Annotated in this window: 12 protein-coding genes; 9 read left to right on the forward strand and 3 right to left on the reverse strand. The window is 36.1% G+C overall.

Translation table 11 applies throughout. The features are described from left to right. Positions 1–122: 122 nt before the first annotated feature. A complete protein-coding gene (gene rpsI / locus I862_RS05110) occupies positions 123–680 on the reverse strand; it encodes a 30S ribosomal protein S9 (RefSeq protein WP_084173797.1) in 558 nt (185 codons plus the stop codon). 15 nt (positions 681–695) lie between these two features. Continuing rightward, positions 696–1172: a 50S ribosomal protein L13 gene (gene rplM, locus I862_RS05115; protein WP_038539634.1), complete on the reverse strand. Its 477-nt coding sequence runs from the start codon at positions 1170–1172 to the stop codon at positions 696–698. 188 nt (positions 1173–1360) lie between these two features. Between rplM and truB the strand changes: the two genes are divergently transcribed. The 3 genes from truB to pnp all read left to right on the forward strand — a co-directional run bounded on the left by truB (position 1361) and on the right by pnp (position 5017). After that, on the forward strand, positions 1361–2269 hold the full coding sequence (gene truB, locus I862_RS05120; RefSeq protein WP_038539637.1) for a tRNA pseudouridine(55) synthase TruB: 909 nt from the start codon (positions 1361–1363) through the stop codon (positions 2267–2269). Positions 2270–2279: 10 nt separating this feature from the next. Then, positions 2280–2549, forward strand: coding sequence for a 30S ribosomal protein S15 (gene rpsO, locus I862_RS05125; RefSeq protein WP_038539641.1), 270 nt, complete (start codon positions 2280–2282; stop codon positions 2547–2549). Between the two features lie 83 nt (positions 2550–2632). Further along, a complete protein-coding gene (gene pnp / locus I862_RS05130) occupies positions 2633–5017 on the forward strand; it encodes a polyribonucleotide nucleotidyltransferase (protein ID WP_075260594.1) in 2385 nt (794 codons plus the stop codon). Positions 5018–5108: 91 nt separating this feature from the next. On the opposite strand, the gene I862_RS05135 is transcribed toward pnp, so the two are convergent. Continuing rightward, positions 5109–6101, reverse strand: a complete 993-nt coding sequence (locus I862_RS05135; RefSeq protein WP_038539644.1) for a hypothetical protein — start codon at positions 6099–6101, stop codon at positions 5109–5111. A 255-nt stretch (positions 6102–6356) separates the two neighbouring features. Here I862_RS05135 and radA point away from each other — a divergent pair, with 255 nt between their 5' ends. The 6 genes from radA to I862_RS05165 all read left to right on the forward strand — a co-directional run bounded on the left by radA (position 6357) and on the right by I862_RS05165 (position 14721). Continuing rightward, entirely contained in the window at positions 6357–7718 is a 1362-nt protein-coding gene (gene radA, locus I862_RS05140) for a DNA repair protein RadA (protein ID WP_038539651.1), read from the forward strand. 4 nt (positions 7719–7722) lie between these two features. Continuing rightward, positions 7723–8553, forward strand: coding sequence for a CvpA family protein (locus I862_RS05145; protein ID WP_038539654.1), 831 nt, complete (start codon positions 7723–7725; stop codon positions 8551–8553). Beyond that, positions 8553–9416 carry a DMT family transporter gene (locus I862_RS05150; protein ID WP_038539657.1) on the forward strand — a complete coding sequence of 288 codons (864 nt, stop codon included), beginning with the start codon at positions 8553–8555 and terminating at the stop codon, positions 9414–9416. Before I862_RS05145 ends, I862_RS05150 begins: the two co-directional genes overlap by 1 nt. An 89-nt stretch (positions 9417–9505) precedes the next feature. Then, positions 9506–10771, forward strand: a complete 1266-nt coding sequence (locus I862_RS05155; protein ID WP_038541504.1) for a pyruvate dehydrogenase complex dihydrolipoamide acetyltransferase — start codon at positions 9506–9508, stop codon at positions 10769–10771. A gap of 27 nt (positions 10772–10798) precedes the next feature. Then, positions 10799–12190 (forward strand): dihydrolipoyl dehydrogenase, encoded by a 1392-nt coding sequence (lpdA, locus tag I862_RS05160; protein ID WP_038539660.1) that lies wholly within the window; start codon positions 10799–10801, stop codon positions 12188–12190. A 140-nt stretch (positions 12191–12330) separates the two neighbouring features. Next, complete coding sequence (locus tag I862_RS05165; protein WP_038539663.1) at positions 12331–14721, forward strand: PA14 domain-containing protein; 2391 nt, start codon at positions 12331–12333, stop codon at positions 14719–14721. Positions 14722–14749 lie beyond the last annotated feature (28 nt).

Consider the following 14749-nt stretch of genomic DNA (forward strand, 5'->3'; position numbering starts at 1 on the left):
TATTGATAACTCAGCTCCTTCGTACCTTGCTAAATTTATTGATTTATACTTTATATAAAATAAAAAAACACCCGAACATTTGTAAGGGTGCTTCTCCAAATAATGGTGAGTAATATATTTGTTTAACGTTTAGAGAACTGGAAGCTTTTACGAGCTTTTTTATGTCCGAATTTTTTACGTTCAACTTTCCTGCTATCTCTGGTTAGGAATCCACCTTTTCTTAATGTTGGGTGTAAATCCGGAACCATTGTATCCAGTACTCTGCTGATTCCGAGTCTAACAGCACCTGCTTGGCCGGATAAACCGCTTCCTTTAACTGTACACATTACATCAAATTGACCGGTAGTTTCTGTGGCAACGAACGGTTGATTGATAATCATTCTTAAAACCGGACGTGCAAAATATTCGGTAACATCACGATCATTAACTACGATTTTTCCGCTACCTCTAGAGAGCCAAACTCTCGCAGTTGCTTCTTTTCTTCTACCGGTTGCATAAAACCTTTCAACCGAGCCCTTCTTGGAAGAAGCCTTCTTAGTAGTAATTATAGTCGGAGCAGCTTTAGATTCAGCTGTTTTTTCTTTGCTCTCTATTGCTTTAGGCTTTGTAGTCTTTTTTGCAATATCGTTTATACTTGCTACTTCCGTTTCTTTTTTAGTAGTTTTTTTAATATCTGCCATAAGTTTAATTATACCTTATTTTTTATTCTTTGGATTTTGTTTAGCAATATCTAATGTTATAGGACTTTGCGCTTGATGCGGATGAGCTTCACCTGCATATACATGCAAACTTTTCATTTGTTTGCGTGCAAGCGGGCTATCCTTCGGCATCATTCTCTCAACAGCTTTTTCAAGAAGTCTGTGCGGGAATTTTCCGGTTAAGATTTCTCCTTTAGTTCTGCTTTTTATTCCACCTGCATATCCTGTATGCCAGTAAAAAGAATCCTGATCAAGTTTTTTTCCGGTAACTTGAATTTTATCGGCATTAATAACAACAATGTTATCGCCTGTATCAATGTTTTGTGTGTAAGAAGGCTTGTGTTTACCTCTTAAAATTTTCGCAATTTCCGCAGCGAGTCTACCGAGAACTAATCCATCAGCATCAATTAAATGCCATGCTTTATTAACTTCCGAGGGCTTTGCAGTATAAGTTCCAGCTGTAAATGAAGACATAATATTCTTTATATAGTTTTCTATTCTAAGGTGGCCATTATGCAAATATATATATATTTTGTCAATATTCAAAGTTGAGGGATTTTGAATTCTTGCATTGTTTTTAAAAATTATCCCGAAAATTACTCTCTTCCCTTCCCTAAATTTACATATAGTTATATAGTGCCTAATAAAAAAACAGAGAAAGAATGAACGGCTGGTTATTAATTGATAAACCTGAGAACATTAGTTCAGCAGGCGCACTAAATTATATAAAAAAATTGTTTAAAAGCATCGGTCTTAAAAACATAAAAATCGGACATGCCGGAACACTTGATCCTTTTGCATCCGGATTACTTATCGTGGGTGTAGGTGAAGCAACTAAGCTAATTAATTATATTATGGATAATTCAAAAGCTTATGATTTCACCATCAAATGGGGAGAAAATAGAGATACTATAGATAGAGAAGGAAAAATAACCGAAGTCAGTGATAAAGTCCCTACCCCGATGGAATTAAAAATGGCAATCAAACCGTTTTACGGAGTTATAAACCAAATGCCTCCTGAATTTTCCGCCCTGAAAATAAATGGTGAAAGAGCTTATAATCTTGCCCGTCAAGGATTAGAGGTAAAACTTGAGCCCAGAAATGTCACTATTTATAATTTAGATATAATTAGCTGCAATAATGATAGCGCAACTTTTGCGGTTAAATGCGGCAAAGGTTTCTATGTAAGATCGCTGGCAAGGGATATAGCTTTAAACTTAAGTATATGCGGCTATGTTACTTACTTAAGAAGAACAGAGAGTAAAAATTTTATAGTTAATGATGCAATTCCTCTGGATAAAATCAAAAATCTATTGCATAATGATGACCAAATCTCTTCTTTGCAATTTTTGCAGGAGAATTTAAAGCCCGTAACTTCTGTACTGGACGACATCTTAGTACGGAATTTAAATGAAGCGGAAGCAAAAAAATTAAAAACCGGAATGCCGATTTATTTAGATGCTGAGTTTCATAAAAAGAGCGAAGTCGCAGCATTGTTTAACTTGAAGTTAATTGCAATATGCATCTTTGAAAACGGGCAGCTTAAACCAAAACGTGTTTTTAATTTATAAGGAGTATACGATGTCGATAGCAGCAGAAAAAAAACAAGCTCTTATTAAAGATTTTTCTTTAAGTAGCAGCGATACAGGTTCAGTTGAAGTTCAGGTTGCAATATTAAGCGAAAGAATCACTAACTTAACCGAGCACTTCAAAGGTAATACTAAAGATTTCCAATCAAGAAGAGGATTATTAGTTTTAGTTAACAGAAGAAGAAGATTGTTAAGTTATTTAAAAAGAGAAGACTTGAATAGATATCAAGATCTAATTGCAAGACTAGGGCTAAGAAAATAACTAATGATGTTATTAGGAATAATTTTTAATTAAAGAAAGTTGCGTTAGCTCTAGCGCAACTTTTTATTTTTTATAGGTAAAGGATGTTTAAACTACACACAAAAATCATTGATTGGAACGGAAAAACTTTAGAACTGGAAACAGGAAAGATTGCAAGGCAAGCAGATGCCGCAGTAGTAGTAAAAATGGGTGGTACAGTTGTTTTATGTACTGTTGTCGGTAATAAAAAGCAGAAAGAAGGAATTGATTTTTTCCCGCTCACCGTTAATTATCAGGAAAAATTTTATGCAATCGGTAAGATTCCCGGCGGATTTAATAAAAGAGAAAGCAAGCCTTCCGAGCATGAAACCTTAGTTTCAAGACTTATTGATAGGCCTATTCGTCCGCTTTTCCCGCAAGGGTTCTATAATGAAGTACAAGTTGTATGTACCGTACTTTCTTATGATACCAATTATGAAGCTGACATTCTCTCTATTATAGGTGCTTCGGCAGCTCTTACTATTTCAGGTATTCCGTTTACAGAACCGGTAGCAGCAGCAAGAGTCGGATACATTGACGGAAAATTCGTACTCAACCCGACTTATGAAGAAACTAAAACAATCAGTGATTTGGACTTAATAGTATCAGGAACGGAAAGCTCGGTTTTAATGGTAGAGTCCGCAGCTAAAGAGCTAAGCGAAGAACTCATGTTAGAAGCGGTTATGTTCGGGCATAAGCAATTCCAACCTATAATTCAGGTAATCAAAGAATTTGCAGCTGAGGTCGGAAAACCTGCATGGGAAGTAAGTTTAGTTGATAACTCCGAGATTGATACGAAAGTTAAAAAGCTAGCTGAAAAAGAGTTGAAAGCAGCTTATGCTGAGACTCAAAAGCAAGCGAGAAATGAGAAAATTTATGCGACCGAAGATAAAGTTATAGCAGAGTTGGTCACTAACCAAGGTCTGGATGAGCTTAAAGTCAAAGGGGCTTTTAAAAACTTACAAAAAGACTTAGTCCGCAGCAATATTTTAGATAACAATCAAAGGATTGACGGCAGGAACTCGAAAGAAATAAGAAACATTGTCGGTGAAGTAGATTTTCTACCTAAAACTCATGGTTCAGCATTATTTACCAGGGGAGAAACCCAAGCGATTTGCGTAACAACACTCGGTACTGAATCAAGTGAACAAATGGTTGAGAATTTACACGGGTTACGCCATGATCGTTTTATGTTGCATTATAATTTTCCGCCGTTTTCTGTCGGTGAAGTTGGTAGAATGGGTGCGCCGGGCAGAAGAGAAATTGGGCATGGTAAGTTGGCTTTCAGAGCTTTAAGTGCGATGCTTCCTTCAAAAGAAGAATTTCCTTATGCTATAAGAGTGGTTTCTGAAATTACCGAATCCAATGGTTCTTCTTCAATGGCAACTGTTTGCGGCTCTTCTATGTCTATGATGGCGGCAGGCGTTCCGCTTAAGTCTTCAGTAGCAGGTATTGCTATGGGTCTCATAAAAGAAGGAGAGAAATTTTCCGTACTTTCTGATATCATGGGTGATGAAGATTACTTAGGCGATATGGATTTCAAAGTTGCAGGAACAGCAAAAGGAATCACCGCCTTACAAATGGATATCAAAATTAACGGTATTAATGAAGAGATTATGAAAATAGCTCTTTCTCAAGCCAGTGAAGGCAGACTTCATATTTTAGGTAAGATGGCTAATGCGATTTCTACATCAAGATCCGAACTGAATGAAAATGCTCCACGCATTACCTCAATTAAAATTGAAAAAGATAAAATCCGTGAAGTAATAGGTTCAGGCGGAAAAGTAATCCGTGATATTTGTGAAAAAAGCGGAGCTGAGATTAATATTGCTGATGACGGAACTGTTAAAATTGCCTCAAATAATGATGCCGGCACTCAAATAGCACTTAACATGATTAAGGGTATTACTACTAACCCTGAAATTGGCGATATTTATGACGGTGTTGTTATTAAGCTCGTTGATTTCGGTGCAATTATTTCTTTCTTCGGTGTACGTGAAGGTTTATTACATATCTCGGAACTAACCAACGAAAGAGGCAGCAATATCTCTAACTTCTTAAGTCTTGGACAAGCTGTGAAAGTGAAGGTGATCTCGCTAGACCATAGAACAGGTAAAGTTAAGTTAACTCTAAAAGATAAACCTAATTTTTCTGATGACAAGAAATCTTCTTCCCAGGAATCCGAAGAATCTACAGAAAGTGGAAGTAAACGTGAACCGAGAGAACCTAGAGGTGAAGATAAGCGTGAGCCAAGAGAACCTAGAGGCGAAGATAGGCGTGAGCCAAGAGAACCTAGAGGTGAAGATAAGCGCGAGCCAAGAGAACCTAGAGGTGAAAGCAAAGACAGAGATGCTAATTTTAGCAGAAGAAAATCCGGAAATGGTCATAAAGCTGACCAAGAAAGAACATCTACCACTGAAATAGCTAAGAAAAAGAAACGTTTCTTCTAAGCTCAAAGTTCTAATTCATATAATATTAGTATAGCGTGTCATTTAGGTTCATTAAACGGCACGCTAAAACTAAAAAAGAAGTTATAAGTTATTAATGAAAATTATAGTTTAGTGAATTATTACTAAAATAGTTACTGCTATCATCGGTTAATAATGGTTGATTTAAGTCTAAACTTTCTTCATTAAGTCCTTGATTATCCCCTAACAGCCTTTTAATATTCTCAAACTTATGCATAAAGATAGCTTTATCAACCTCACTTACTTTGCTTGAAGCGACTATTAAACCGATAGAGGCGGCATTAAGTAAATTAGCTGCATTTAGATAGTTTACGTTGTTTACCTGCCCTTCTTCAAAAACTTGCGGGTAAACTTGCTGTTCAAAGCTTGCATATAAAGCATAAACTTTATGTGCAATCCCTAACATTTCACCAATATTACTTAAAGTAAAAGCTGTTTTAGATAATATGGAATCTTCAGGATTATAAAATAAATCCAGCCTATTTACCTCACCGAAATGCTTATTAAGTTCATTTATGATACTCTCTGTAGTATTATAAACTTGGAAGTTTTCTTGGATTCCTTCTAAGTTAATATTATTATAAGCAGCATATTTTTCAAGAATCGGTTTTGATCCTAAGTTTTCATAAGTAATCGATACTGAGGTATAACCTAGTTTATTAAAATATAAGCTGGCAAGATCACTATTTATTGCTCCTGTTGAGTGACCCAAATTAATAAGCTTATAATCTCCTACCTGCTCCGCCCCAACCTTCTCTATAACTTTATTTAAAAAACTTACTCCTCCGTTAGTAAATTGATGAGGCACTTCTTGTTTATAAATATCAAACCACACGGAAAGATCCTGATAAAGTTGCTTAAAGTTATTTATGTTGAATAAAGTCCCATTATACGCTATGACAATTTGCTTATATTCATTATTAATGAAAGCAACAGCATCAAAAACAAGCGACCCGTCTTTTAAGTCTTTTGCATCCAACAAGATATCCCAATTGTGCGGTATATGCTCATGACTGCGGTTATATGAATAATTTAAAAATTTAATAATATTTTTATGTACTGACATTTTTCCCTCCGGATGTAATACTCCTATAATTCAGTGGTATATAGGTACTTAAGAATTCTGCATTTTACCCCCCAGAAAAACTCCCTTATTAACTTAATTATAGAGCAATAAACTTATTTATTCAATTTTTTATTAAATTAGCAAATAATATAGCATTTAAATGCGGAAGTGAAAAAAATAAATTGATTATAGGGAGATTGATTTTTAAGCTTTTTATCCTTATTATCTAATTAAGTTATTATTTTAACATTGCATATGACGAAGCTAAAAGAGATATATGCCTGCCAAAGCTGCGGGGCTCAGTATAAAAAGTGGCAAGGCAAATGTGACGAGTGTAACAACTGGAATACCTTAGTGGCAGAGAACTCAATCGCTTCCCCTTTTAGCAAGAAAACTACTGCAAAACAAAGAGGAACAAGTTTAGAAATTTTCGGATTGGATGAAAGCAACGAGCATATAATTAGACTTCAAGTCGGTATTGAAGAACTCGACAGAGTACTTGGAGGCGGCTTAGTTGCCGGCTCTATCACTCTACTCGGTGGTGACCCGGGAATCGGTAAATCAACTATTTTGCTACAGGTGGTACATAAATTAGGATTTAACGGTAATAAAAGTTTATATATCAGTGGTGAAGAATCTTTAGAACAAATTAAGCTCCGTTCCCAAAGGCTTAATACTACTGATAATAACGTTAGGGTTGCAATTACTACTAACTTAAAGGAAATTATCAGAACATTAGAAAGCTCTTCAGATTTAAGCTTAGTAATTATTGACTCCATTCAAACCCTCTACCATGAAGATATAGAATCAGCTCCAGGAACGGTGAGCCAAGTTAGAGCGTGTGCGTTTGAACTTATTAGAGTGGCTAAAAGTAAAGGGATATCAATAATTCTTGTCGGTCATGTTACTAAAGAAGGCCAAATAGCAGGGCCTAAAGTTCTTGAGCATATGGTAGACACCGTACTTTATTTTGAAGGCGATACTTCAAATGAATTCCGTATTATTCGCTCGGTTAAAAACAGGTTTGGTGCAGCTAATGAAATCGGGATCTTTGAAATGACTAAAGAAGGGTTATCCGAGGTAACCAACCCGTCGTCAATATTTTTACCCCATAGGACACAAGATATCAGCGGCTCAACAATTTATCCGTGCATAGAAGGCAGTAGACCGATCTTACTTGAAATCCAAGCATTAATTGTTCCTTCATTCCTGGCAACACCGAGAAGAGCTGCAATAGGATGGGATTTAAATCGCCTAAACATGATGATAGCAATTCTAAATTCAAGATTCGGATTAAATTTACTTGATAAGGAAGTTTATCTGAATGTTACAGGCGGTCTGAAAATTACGGAACCTGGCGCGGATTTAGCTGTAGCGGCTGCTTTAATTTCTGCAGCTTCCAACCTACCTATCCCCGGAGATATAGTCTTTATCGGAGAAGTCGGACTCTCCGGAGAATTAAGACAGATTTCTCACCTTGAAGCAAGACTTAATGAAGCACATAAATTAGGGTTTAATAAAGCAATACTTCCTAAATCAAATAAAAACATTACTTGCCAGATTGAGCAAATTTCGTTATCTCACATTAATGAATTAAGAAAAATTATTTTAGAATAACTTTATGAACTTTAACGAATTTAATTTATTAGACATAGTAGTGGTAACAATTGTTGCTCTTTCAACTATATTTGCAATTTTCAGAGGATTGATCGGTTCGGTATTATCTTTAACCGGCTGGATTCTTTCTATATATTTAACTGATTTAACTTATCCTCATCTAAAAGAAGTTCTTGCTGATAAGATTTCGAATGAGGTAGTCCTTACGGCAATAGGGTATGGTGGTTTAATGGTATTCTTCCTGATATTTTTTGCAATATTAAATAGCCTAATCAGTTCAGTTAAAATATTCGGTTCAAAATTTGTCGATAGTACTTTGGGAGCTTTTTTCGGATTTTTCAGAGGGTTTTTGATTGCTTCATTTTTCTACTTCTTTTTATCAATCGGTATAAGCTTAATAAACGGTACGGAAGTTAAAGACGAAGCAAAAGTAGCACCTAATTGGCTGAAGAATGCCCAAACTTATGATTTATTAAAATTCGGGAAGCAGCTTTTACTTACATTTACGTCAGAAGATTTTAATGAAAAACTAGATATATCTTATCAAAAACTTGCCAAAAAAAGTAAAGACGAGAGATTCATTTCTTATGCCAAAGGGGTTATGCTAAACTCGCTTTCTAAAGATGAGCAAAAACATATTGAGGATATTAGGGCTAAAGAGTATTTAACAAAATCAGACGAAGAAATTGAAATCAGTAATTTAAGATCTCTGCTTGAATTATACAAAAACCATACTAGCAAAGACAACAACTTAAATGGACTTGATGATAAGGATATAGAACGTTTAGAAGATATTGTTAATGGCTTTAAACTTAAAAATGACGATCGGAAATAATGGTAAAAAACTATAATTTCGGCATTAGTTTAAAGCTGCTTAATTTACTATTTTTTACGAGTAGTACTCTATTATTCTTATCATTAAAAACCTCCATTCCGACTTTTCAAATATTTTTTTTAATCTCTGTGACAGGCCTTGCTATAATGTTCCCTTGGCTTTTAGTAGTAAAAGAAGAGAGATTGAAGGTTAAATCATATAAATTATATGCTTATAGAGCTTTATGCAATATAATGGGAATGGTAAGTTGGGTGGAAGCGTTAAAATATATTTCACTTAACGAAGCTTACAGCATTGATTATATGACTGCGATTTTTACTACTATACTCGCAGTTTTATTTTGCAATGAAAAACTAAGTTTAAAATCATTTATCATCTTACTTATCAGCAGCTTTGGAGTCTATATTATAATTTCTTCAGATTATACGGTTAATTTAAACGACGGTACTACAATAGGGGTATTTGCTACATTCATGTGGTCATGTTATAATATTATCTGCAAACTTCAATCCTCTGAAGATATAGTTGCTCAAACTTTTTATACCTTTTTATTTACCGTAATATTAAGTTTGCCGATTGCGCTCTTTATTTGGAAGCCGATTACTTACGATGAACTCAGCACCATACCCGTGTTGGCTTTTCTTACCATTTTTAGCAGCATTACTCTTTTTTCTGCATACAAGAGTACCCCTATAGTAATTTTAATGCCGTTTACATTTTCAAAAGTTTTATTCATAGAATTCGGAATGTATATATTTTTTGAAGATGCAATCAGTAAACATGCACTGATCGGTATTATAATTATCTTAATTGCCATGGGATATTTTTTCCATCAGCAATACAAAGGAAAAGTATCTCATTAAACTCTATTTAATATTGCACCTTTAATCTTAAAATATTATATTAAAACTTTATAACAATGCGTAAGCATAATTTTGTTTTTGAGGAACTAATGGCAATTGAAATTTTAATGCCAGCACTTTCTCCGACTATGACGGAGGGAAATCTTGCTAAATGGCTAAAAAAAGAAGGGGACACGGTAAAACCCGGCGATATTATCGCAGAAATCGAGACTGACAAAGCAATAATGGAAGTTGAAGCTGTTGATAAAGGTATTATCGGTAAAATACTTGTCGCGGATAAAAGTGAAGGGGTTAAAGTTAATCAACTTATTGCTATTTTGCTTGAAAGCGGTGAAGATCACTCGGCAATTGAAATAATATTGAAAAAGAATGGTAGCTCTGATCAGAACACAATCGCTAGTACGGAACCGACCAAACAAGAACAAAATACAAAACCTGAATTACCTTCTGCTCATATATCTAATAGTACAAACCAAGCTAGAGTTTTTGCAAGCCCTCTTGCTAAGCGTATAGCTCAGCTGGAAAATATTGATCTCAGCACTCTTAGCGGCACCGGCCCTCACGGCAGGATTATCAAAGCGGATGTGTTAAACGCAGAATCTGCACCTCAGCCTATCGTTAAAGCTTCTTGCTCTACTTTCGGCAGAAATCCTCATGAATTTTCGTTAACTCCGTTAAGTCAGATGCGCAAAGTTATTGCTAAGAGATTGGTAGAATCCAAACAAACCATTCCGCATTTCTATCTGACTATAGATTGCAATATAGATAAGCTTTTAAGCTTAAGAGAAGAAATGAACAATAAATCCGTTAAAGTTGATGGTACTCCGAGATATAAAATTTCAGTAAATGATATTATGATCAAAGCTGTAGCAAATGCTCTTCGCGATACGCCACAAGTAAATGCTTCATATACTGATGAAGGAATTAAATTTTATAATAATGTTGATGTTTCAATAGCAGTTGCAATTGATGAAGGACTAATTACTCCGATAATCAGAAATGCCGATCAAAAGTCTTTAAGTATGATTTCCAACGAGATGAAAGAACTTGCTAAAAGGGCTAAAGCTAACCAGTTAAGACCGGAAGAATTTCAAGGCGGTGGATTTAGTATTACTAATCTCGGCATGTTTGGGATTAAAAATTTCAATGCTATCGTTAACCCCCCTCAATCAGCAATTCTTGCGATCGGTGCGGGCGAAGAAAGAGCGGCGGTTATAAACGGCGAAATAAAAGTAGTAAATATGGTAAGCGTTACCTTATCATGTGATCACAGAATTGTTGACGGAGCACTTGGGGCTGAGTTTTTAAATAAATTTAAAAACTTTGTTGAGTGTCCGGGTTTAATGCTGGTTTAATATTAATTTAAGGGAAAGAGAGAATATATGAGTTTTGATATTGTGGTAATCGGTGGCGGACCGGGCGGATATGTGGCTGCTATAAGAGCAGCTCAACTAGGGTTAAAAACCGCGCTTGTAGAACGTAAGCACTTAGGCGGCATCTGTTTAAACTGGGGATGTATCCCGACTAAAGCATTACTTAAGTCTGCTGAAGTCTACCATCTTGCTCAACATGCCGAAGAATTCGGTATCAAAGTTAAAGGATTGAGTTTTGATTTTGAGAAAATAATAGCGCGCTCAAGGGCAACAGCCGAAAAGCTGAGCGGCGGCATTAAGCATCTGCTTAAAAAAAACAAAGTAGAGATTCTTGAAGGTCACGGTAAAGTTACTAAATCTAAAACCGTGCTTATAGAAAATGAAGGAAAGAAAGTTAACGAGATAAATGCAAAACACATTATTATTGCAACCGGTGCCAGAGCTAGGGTGTTACCGGGGATAGAGCCGGACGGAGAGCATATTTGGTCATATAAAGAAGCAATGACTCCCAAAAGTTTGCCTAAATCTCTTATAATCATCGGCAGCGGTGCAATTGGAATAGAATTTGCAAGTTTCTATAATATGTTTGGAGTGGAAGTCACTGTTTTAGAACGTAGCCCTCATATTTTACCGCATGAAGATTATGAAATTTCCCAGCTTGCTCATAAAGCCTTTGAAAAACGCGGCATGAAATTAATCACTAATGCTCACGTGAATAAAGTCAGTAAGAAAAAAGTTGGTGTTGAAGTCAGTTATGAAGCGGACGGAAAGATCAAAACCGTTGAAGCCGATCGAATTATATCGGCAGTCGGGATTGTAGCTAATGTTGAAAACATCGGCATAGAAAATACCAAGGTACAAATTGACAGAGGGTTTATAAAAACCGATCCGTATCTTAAAACTGATGAGCCGAATATTTATGCAATTGGAGACGTAACTTCACCTCCTTGGCTTGCACATAAAGCAAGTCATGAAGGAATCATCTGCGTAGAGAAAATAGCAGGCCTTAAAGATGTTCATCCGTTAAAGTTGGAAAACATCCCGGGCTGTACCTATTGCTACCCGCAAATTGCAAGCATCGGACTTACGGAAGAAAAAGCCAAAGAAAAAGGATTGGAAATTAAAGTAGGCAGGTTCCCTTATTTCGGTAACGGTAAAGCTATGGCGATCGGGGAGACCGAAGGCTTAATCAAAACAATTTTCTGTGCAAAAACCGGTGAACTGATAGGCGCGCATATGGTGGGTGCAGAAGTAACGGAAATGATCCAAGGTTTCGGCTTAGTTAAAAATATGGAAGGTACTGAGCTTGATATAATGCATACTATTTTTGCTCACCCAACCTTATCGGAAATGATGCATGAATCTACCCTTAATGCTTTTTCCAGATCCATACATATCTAATTATTTTAAGGGCTCTTTGAAGCTATTAAATAGGTAATCAGAGAGCTCTTTTATCAAACCCCTTGTTTATCATTATGTTTTACTTATCTGTAATAAATATGTTATATTATAAATAGTATTTTATTCACAGAGTTTATTGTATGAGAGAGCAAAGAGGGTTTACCTTAATGATGGTTTCGGTAGGAATTGTACTTATTTCCCTTTTCGCTGCTGCATCCATAGGCTTTCGTGCTTCTCAAAGCAGTATTGATAGCAACCAAATCACTATACATAGAATGAATACCATAAATGATGCCCTTATAAGGTTTGCTGCTCTGAACGGTAGGCTTCCCTGCCCGGCTTCGCCAACTGCTACTCCTTCTAGCTCTATTTATGGCACAGAGTCAAGGACTAATGATGCTTATTTTATATGCAATGCTCCTAATATAATAGAATCATCTCCCGTAATGAGATTATTTTTAGGCGCTGTACCTACCAGAACTTTGGGGCTGCCTGATGAATATATGATTGACGGTTGGGGAAATAAATTAGAATACTCCCCCTCACCGTATTTATATAAGAATTATAACGAGGATAACTTAGGTAACTATTTGGGTACGGATGCTGTTATAGTAGTCAACAATGAAAACGGCACAGCAATAGAAAGCAATGCGGCATATATTATAATCAGCAGAGGTGCAAACGGCTATGGTGCTTATAATGCCTATTCCTCAAATAGGAATGCTTATCCTCCTGCAAGCTTACCGATTGAACGAGGAAATATGGAGTGTAACAATAGTTCTTGCGGCGCATCTGTGTTTGATGCTAATTACCAATTATCAAATAGCCCTGCAAACTCAGATGATATATTAGTATATAAAAATAAAACCGATTTTATTAATGATTGTTTTATAAAAACTAATAGCCCTAACTGCCTTACCAATCAATGCGTGAATAGCACTGCTGCTGCAAACTGGCAAAATGCGGTAAGAACCACTCTAAATAAAGAAGAAGTTATGATAATTTCATCCAAAACTATTCCTCCTACTTTGGATTTAAGTACATTTCAATTAAATAGAGCCGGAAATCCCGAGTTAAGTTTGACAGTAAATGAGATTTTAACCACTAATGCTACTATTACCTTAAGTTATACTTATACAACAACAACCAACCCTTCCACTGAAGTTACTACTAATATTGCTACATTCTCAGCTCCTTCCAGCACTCTGGTTGTTAACTTTGCTCCAACCAATTTTTCATCTTCAAGAACAGGCAATACTATTAAAGTCACATTCGGGGAAGGTGATCAGTTATTCAAAAGGTTAAATTTTACTATTACAAATACCTCCTCACCTTCAAATGCATACATGGCTGTTTCTAATATTAATCTTGCCGACAATGCTCTAACTACTTTTATAAATGGCCAAGCATCCGTTCAATTATGGTATGGCTTAAGCAATACCGTTAACACTATGGCACTTTCAGGAGGATTTAATGCCCCGCAATTCATTACATTACAACCTAAAAAGTTCTCAACCAATCCTTTGGAAAGATCAGACTTACAAGATTACTTTTTTCAAAAAATTTACGGATACATAACCCCTACTTCTACCAATAATTATAACTTTTATATATCAAGTGATGATGATTCGGCATTTTGGATAGAAGACGATTCTAACGGAGATAATAGGCTTATCAGGAGGGCTTTTCTTAAAGGGAACAAGGTTGACCCATATACATGGACAACTTATCCTACTCAACAATCTGCCGCTATTAGTCTAACTGCGAATAAAAGTTATTATTTTGAAATTTGGCATAAAAACGGCCCCGGTGGCGGGGCATATGGCGGCGGCTACGTCAATGTCGGCTGGAAGACTCAAGCCCAGCCTAATTCTTCTATTTCTTTAGTAGCAAGTACCTTCCTTTCAAGAATACCTAAAAATTTAATTAGCTCTCCACCCACCTGCAAAGCTTTCTATTCTACAACTGCAACACTAACACCTGCGCAAACTATCCAATCTGCAGATATTATACCTTTAAATAATACCAGAGGAAGATATGTAAAACTTTCTCTACTTTCCAGCCAACCGACCGGCAGCGGGCAGGATCCAAGGCAGGATGTGTATCACCTTGGTCAGGCTCAAGTGTATACTAGCTCTGGCACTGCGCTAACAACCATGAGAACTTTTGCCTCATCTAGTTCCTTATATGTAGATAATGGTAGCGTATCTAATGATCTACCATTCCAGCCTATTGGACTATTTGATGGAGCTCCTTACGGAACGTCACAAACATTTTCTGCACTTTCTGCAGACTTTATAGCAAGTGCCTCAACTTATAGAGGTAAAATATTCGTAACTCAAAATACTAGGTCTCCACAATATGTTATAATTGATTTAGGGGCTTCTTATCAGCTTAGATCTATAGCTATATGGAATGGAAACCAACTTTTCACCAGTGGGGGAGTAACATGTTGCCCCGGCCGCTCGGTAAAAGATGTCAGGGTTTCGGTTTCCGATGATATAGCTTATTTATTAAGCCATGCAGCCTAAAAGGCATTATAGGTTTACAAAAAAATTA

This window comes from endosymbiont of Acanthamoeba sp. UWC8 (assembly GCF_000730245.1).
GTDB lineage: Bacteria > Pseudomonadota > Alphaproteobacteria > Rickettsiales > Midichloriaceae > Jidaibacter.

Excerpts from the sequence above, each read along its gene's own strand:
- I862_RS05145 (WP_038539654.1), top strand. The coding sequence starts at position 7,723 with ATGAACTTTAACGAATTTAATTTATTAGACATAGTAGTGGTAACAATT.
- truB (WP_038539637.1), top strand. The coding sequence starts at position 1,361 with ATGAACGGCTGGTTATTAATTGATAAACCTGAGAACATTAGTTCAGCA.
- lpdA (WP_038539660.1), top strand. The coding sequence starts at position 10,799 with ATGAGTTTTGATATTGTGGTAATCGGTGGCGGACCGGGCGGATATGTG.
- I862_RS05150 (WP_038539657.1), top strand. The coding sequence starts at position 8,553 with ATGGTAAAAAACTATAATTTCGGCATTAGTTTAAAGCTGCTTAATTTA.
- radA (WP_038539651.1), top strand. The coding sequence starts at position 6,357 with ATGACGAAGCTAAAAGAGATATATGCCTGCCAAAGCTGCGGGGCTCAG.
- pnp (WP_075260594.1), top strand. The coding sequence starts at position 2,633 with ATGTTTAAACTACACACAAAAATCATTGATTGGAACGGAAAAACTTTA.
- rpsI (WP_084173797.1), bottom strand. The coding sequence starts at position 680 with ATGGCAGATATTAAAAAAACTACTAAAAAAGAAACGGAAGTAGCAAGT.
- I862_RS05155 (WP_038541504.1), top strand. The coding sequence starts at position 9,506 with ATGGCAATTGAAATTTTAATGCCAGCACTTTCTCCGACTATGACGGAG.
- rpsO (WP_038539641.1), top strand. The coding sequence starts at position 2,280 with ATGTCGATAGCAGCAGAAAAAAAACAAGCTCTTATTAAAGATTTTTCT.
- I862_RS05165 (WP_038539663.1), top strand. The coding sequence starts at position 12,331 with ATGAGAGAGCAAAGAGGGTTTACCTTAATGATGGTTTCGGTAGGAATT.
- I862_RS05135 (WP_038539644.1), bottom strand. The coding sequence starts at position 6,101 with ATGTCAGTACATAAAAATATTATTAAATTTTTAAATTATTCATATAAC.
- rplM (WP_038539634.1), bottom strand. The coding sequence starts at position 1,172 with ATGTCTTCATTTACAGCTGGAACTTATACTGCAAAGCCCTCGGAAGTT.